The 4481-nt window shown below is 70.7% G+C and carries 4 protein-coding genes; 2 read left to right on the top strand and 2 right to left on the bottom strand.

What is annotated here, in order from left to right; all coding sequences use genetic code 11:
- On the top strand, positions 1-1342 hold a 1342-nt coding region (locus IJH84_RS16640; RefSeq protein WP_295146013.1), incomplete at its 5' end, for a family 20 glycosylhydrolase.
- Between the two features lie 42 nt (positions 1343-1384).
- On the opposite strand, the gene IJH84_RS16635 is transcribed toward IJH84_RS16640, so the two are convergent.
- Positions 1385-1777, bottom strand: coding sequence for a DUF779 domain-containing protein (locus IJH84_RS16635; RefSeq protein ID WP_295146010.1), 393 nt, complete (start codon positions 1775-1777; stop codon positions 1385-1387).
- Positions 1777-3300, bottom strand: coding sequence for an aldehyde dehydrogenase family protein (locus IJH84_RS16630; RefSeq protein ID WP_295146008.1), 1524 nt, complete (start codon positions 3298-3300; stop codon positions 1777-1779). Before IJH84_RS16630 ends, IJH84_RS16635 begins: the two co-directional genes overlap by 1 nt.
- Before the next feature lie 266 nt (positions 3301-3566).
- Between IJH84_RS16630 and IJH84_RS16625 the strand changes: the two genes are divergently transcribed.
- A partial coding sequence (locus tag IJH84_RS16625) for a GAF domain-containing protein (protein WP_295146006.1) occupies positions 3567-4481 on the top strand: 915 nt, incomplete at its 3' end.

The following is a 4481-nucleotide window of genomic DNA, read 5'->3' as shown; positions in this document are numbered from 1 at the left end:
CCTCGCGGGTGTGCTGCGCCCGGCGACCGGCTACGCCTTGCCGATCGGCGAACGGGGCGATCTCGTGCTGCGCCTCGATGACGCGGGGCTCGGCCAAGCCGGATACCGCCTCGAAGTCACCGCCGAAACCATCATGTTGCGCGCGGGAACGCCCGAGGGGCTGTTCAACGGCGTGCAGACGCTGCGGCAGCTGTTGCCTCCGCAGATCGAGAGCGCGGGCCCGCAGCCCGGGCCGTGGCCGATCCCGGGCGGTGCGATCGCCGACCGGCCCCGGTTCGGCCACCGCGCGGCGATGCTCGACGTGGCGCGGCACTTCTTCGGCGTCGAGCAGGTCAAGCGCTACATCGACCAGATCGCGCGCTACAAGATCAACTTTCTGCACCTGCACCTGAGCGACGACCAGGGCTGGCGCATCGAGATCGAGTCCTGGCCGCGGCTGACCGAGCACGGCGGCAGCACCGAGGTCGGCGGCGGCCCCGGCGGCTTCTACACGCAGCAGGACTACGCCGAGATCGTGCGCTACGCCGCTTCGCGGCACATCACGATCGTCCCCGAGATCGACGTTCCGGGGCACACCAACGCCGCGTTGTCGTCCTACGCGGAGCTCAACTGCGACGGTGTGGCGCCGCCGCTCTACACCGGCATCGAGGTCGGGTTCAGCTCGCTGTGCGTGGACAAGGACATCTCGTACCGGTTCCTGGACGAGGTGATCGGCGAGATCGCCGCGCTCACGCCCGGCCCCTACCTGCACATCGGCGGTGACGAGGCGGATGCGACGACCGATGAGCAGTACCGGGCGTTCATGCGCCGCGCGCTGCCGATCGTGCGCGCGCACGGCAAGACCGTCGTCGGCTGGCACGAGTACGCCAAGGCGACACCGCAGAATCCGGCGGTGGTGCAGTACTGGGGAACCGATCCCGCCGACCCGGAGGCGGCCGAGGTCGCGGCCGCCGCCGCGCGCGGCAGCAAGATCCTCATGTCGCCCGCGAACAGGTCGTACCTGGACATGAAGTACGACGAGTCGACCGAACTCGGCCTGAGCTGGGCCGGCTACGTCGAAGTCGCCGACGCCTACGGCTGGGACCCGGCCGCGCACCTGCAGGGCGTCGGCGAGGAGTCCGTGCTCGGCGTGGAAGCGCCGATCTGGACCGAGACGCTGGAGAACTCCGCGCACCTGGAGGTGATGGCGTTCCCCCGGCTGCCCGCGATCGCCGAACTCGGCTGGTCCCCGGCCGCGACGCACGACTGGGAGTCGTTCCGGGCGCGGCTGGCCGCGCAAGCACCGCGCTGGGAGGCGGCAGGCATCGGGTTCACCCGCTCCCCGCAGGTCCCGTGGCCGTGAGCGGGTGCGGCCGGGCGGGCCGCACCCGAGCAAACGGGTGGTTCAGCGCGAACCCAGCGCGGCCCATTCCTCGTCGGTGAACAGCCGCGAGCGGATCAGGAAGCGCACGCCTTCGGGCGCCTCCAGGGAGAAACCACTGCCCCGCCCCTGCACGACGTCGATGGTCAGGTGGGTGTGCTGCCAGTACTCGTATTGCGGGCCGGACATCCACACCGGGACCGGATTCGGCGCGCCGTCCTCGTCGTCCACGGCCAGATCGCCGAGATGCACGTCGGACACCCCGGTGCGGAACTCGCCCTGCGGGTAGCACATCGGTGCGCTGCCGTCGCAGCAGCCGCCGCTCTGGTGGAACATCACCGGGCCGTGCTCGCCGCGGAGGCGGCGGATCAGCTCCGCCGCCTCCGGCGTCACGGCCACTCGGCCGGGCTCGTCCATCAGAACAGCCCTTGGGCGCTGTCCGAGTAGCTGACCAGCAGGTTCTTCGTCTGCTGGTAGTGGTCGAGCATCATCTTGTGCGTCTCGCGGCCGATGCCGGACTGCTTGTAGCCGCCGAAGGCCGCGTGCGCCGGGTAGGCGTGGTAGTTGTTCACCCACACCCGGCCCGCCTGGATGTCCCGGCCCGCCTTGTAGGCGGTGTTGCCGTCCCGCGACCACACGCCCGCGCCGAGGCCGTAGAGGGTGTCGTTGGCGGTCTTGAGCGCGTCGTCGTAGTCGTCGAACGAGGCCACCGACACGACCGGGCCGAAGATCTCCTCCTGGAAGATCCGCTGCTTGTTGTGCCCCTCGAAGATCGTGGGCTGCACGTAGTAGCCGCCGGACAGCTCCCCGCCGAGGTCGACGCGCTCACCGCCGGTGCGGATCTTGGCGCCTTCCTGCTTGCCGATGTCGATGTAGGCGAGGATCTTCTCCAGCTGGTCGTTGCTGGCCTGCGCGCCCACCTGGGTTTCGGTGTCCAGCGGGTGACCCTGCTTGATGGTCTCGGTGCGCGCGACCGCGTCGGCGATGAAGTCCTGGTAGATGCCGCGCTGCACCAGCGCCCGGGACGGGCAGGTGCACACCTCGCCCTGGTTGAGCGCGAACATCGTGAAGCCCTCGATCGCCTTGTCGTAGAAGGCGTCGCGCTGCGCGGCGACGTCGTCGAAGAAGATGTTCGGGCTCTTGCCGCCCAGTTCCACGGTCACCGGGATGATGTTCTCGCTGGCGTACTGCAGGATCAGCCGCCCGGTGGTGGTCTCGCCGGTGAAGGCGACCTTGCGGATGCGGGAGTTCGACGCCAGCGGTTTGCCCGCTTCGACGCCGAAACCGTTGACCACGTTGAGCACGCCCGGCGGCAGCAGGTCCCCGATGACCTCCAGCAGCACGTGGATCGATGCGGGCGTCTGCTCGGCGGGCTTGAGCACGATCGCGTTGCCGCCCGCCAGCGCCGGGGCGATCTTCCACACCGCCATCAGGATTGGGAAGTTCCACGGGATGATCTGCCCGACCACGCCCAGCGGCTCGTGGAAGTGGTAGGCGACGGTGTTCTCGTCGATCTGCGAGAGCGACCCTTCCTGCGCGCGCAGCGCGCCCGCGAAGTAGCGGAAGTGGTCGATCGCCAGCGGGATGTCCGCGGCCAGGGACTCCCGGACCGGCTTGCCGTTCTCCCAGCTCTCGGCGACCGCGAGCTTCTGCAGGTTCTGCTCCATGCGGTCGGCGATCGCCAGCAGCGTCCCCGCGCGCTCGGTGGGCGCGGTGCGGCCCCACGCGGCGGCCGCGCCTTCGGCGGCGTCCACGGCTCGTTCCACGTCGTCGGCGGTGCCGCGGGCGATCTCGGTGAAGACCTGCCCGTTGACCGGCGTTGGGTTGTCGAAGTAACCACCCTTGGCCGGGGACACGTACTCGCCACCGATGAAGTGGTCGTAGCGCGACTTGTACTCGACGACCGATCCCTCGGTGCCCGGCGCTGCGAAGCGGGTCATCTGGTGCCTCCCGTACGACGTTGTGCGGTCTCGGGCGGGGAACCTACGGAGCGCGACGTTGCAGATGCGTTGCCGCGGCGAGCAGCATTGGGGTGAGGATGGTTGCTCATAACGATCGTCACCGTTCAGGATGAGCCGAACGGGCGTGGTACGGCGCACCACCGGAGCAGCCCGCGAGCACCGCCCGCGCGAGACCGCGAGGACGGTTCCACGAGCAGGTGCGGCGCACCGGACCACCGGTGAAGATCCCGCGGCGTACAGGAGCCATGAACCACACCGACGACACCCCGGCCGACCCGCTGGAGCGGGCCCACCTGCTGCGGCGGGTGCACACCGCCGTGCTCTCCGGGCAGCCCGCACCGCGAGCGCCCCGCGCGGTGGTGTCCGAGTCGTGGCAGCGGTCGCTGGCGGCCAGCGTGGACCCGGAGCGCTGGGAGCCCCCGGTCACCTTCGGCTCCGACCAGCTCTGCGACGTGCGGGCCGCGCATCCGCTGGCGGAGTGCGTGCCGCTGCTGCGCCGGACGTTGCTGGACGCCGCGGACGGCACCACGCACATCATGATCGTCACCGACGCGGACGGGAACATCCTGTGGCGGGAGGGCCACCGCGACGTCTGCCGCGACGCCGACCGGGTGTGGCTGGCGGAGGGCACCCGGTGGGCGGAGTCGTCGATCGGCACCAACGCGATGGGCACCACGCTCGCGACCGGGCTGCCGGTGCAGATCCACTCCGCCGAACACCTGGTGCGCCGTTACCACTCGTGGACCTGCGCGGCGTCGCCGGTGCACGACCCGGAGACCGGGCGGCTGCTCGGCGCCATCGACCTCAGCGGCCCGTTGCACACGATGCACCCGGCGCTGCCCGCGCTGGTATCGGCCGCCGCGACGCTGGTGGAAAGCGAGCTGCGGGAGCGGATGACGCGCCGCGACGAGCAGCTGCGGGAGCGGAACCTGCACGCGTTGCACGCGTTGCAGGGCGAACCGGCCGCGCTGCTGAGTTCCTCCGGCCGCGTGATCGCCGCCGAGCCCGGTGATCTGGCGCTGCCGGAACGGGTCGAGCTGGACCGGCCGGACGGGGCGCTGCTGCTGTCCGGCCGCGAGGCGCGGATCGAGCCGCTGGACGACGGCTACCTGCTGCGCGCACCGTCACCCGCGTCCAAGACGCGCGCGCCGACGTTGCGG

The sequence above is a fragment of the Saccharopolyspora sp. genome (genome assembly GCF_017434145.1).
Taxonomy (GTDB): Bacteria; Actinomycetota; Actinomycetes; order Mycobacteriales; family Pseudonocardiaceae; genus Saccharopolyspora_C; species Saccharopolyspora_C galaxeae.
Note: the sequence above shows the minus strand (reverse complement) of the source record. Positions and strands in the feature narration are given on the sequence as shown.

Excerpts from the sequence above, each read along its gene's own strand:
- IJH84_RS16635 (WP_295146010.1), bottom strand. The coding sequence starts at position 1,777 with ATGGACGAGCCCGGCCGAGTGGCCGTGACGCCGGAGGCGGCGGAGCTG.
- IJH84_RS16630 (WP_295146008.1), bottom strand. The coding sequence starts at position 3,300 with ATGACCCGCTTCGCAGCGCCGGGCACCGAGGGATCGGTCGTCGAGTAC.